Raw genomic sequence first — 486 nt, 5'->3', positions numbered from 1 at the left:
CCGTCGAGGCGCAGTCGGGCGCCGTGCGGCTCGCGGACGGCGCCGACGCGCTCGCCGACGGCCTCGCGACCGCCGACGCCGGCATCGGCCGGCTCGCCGAGGGCAGCGCGCAGCTCTCCGACGGGATCGCGCAGTACACCGGGGGTGTCGACCGGCTGAGCGCGGGCGCCCAGGGGCTGAGCGACGGCGTCGACGCGTACACCTCGGGCGTCGACGCGTTCGCGGGCGGCGTGCAGCAGGCGGCCGGCGAGATCGGCACCGGGCTCGACGCCGCGGCCGGCGGGCTGCAGCAGCTCGACGCCGCGATCGGGCAGTCGTCCGGCGCGGCGGCGCAGCTGCTCGCCATGCTCGAGGCCGACCCCGGCACCGACCCGGCCGCGCTCGCGACCGCCCGCGCGCTCGCGGGCGGCCTCGCGCAGCTCGAGCAGCAGGACGTCGCGGGGAGCCTCGCCGCGGGCCTCGGGGATGCGGGCACGGGCCTCGCGC

The 486-nt window shown here is 80.7% G+C and carries 1 pseudogene; it reads left to right on the top strand.

Going from position 1 to position 486, the window contains the following annotated elements:
- Window positions 1-486: pseudogene (locus NWP09_RS13255) on the top strand (hypothetical protein); the annotation flags it as partial.

Source organism: Agrococcus sp. HG114 (genome assembly GCF_024723325.1).
GTDB lineage: Bacteria > Actinomycetota > Actinomycetes > Actinomycetales > Microbacteriaceae > Agrococcus.
This window is presented reverse-complemented; position numbering and strand designations above follow the sequence as displayed.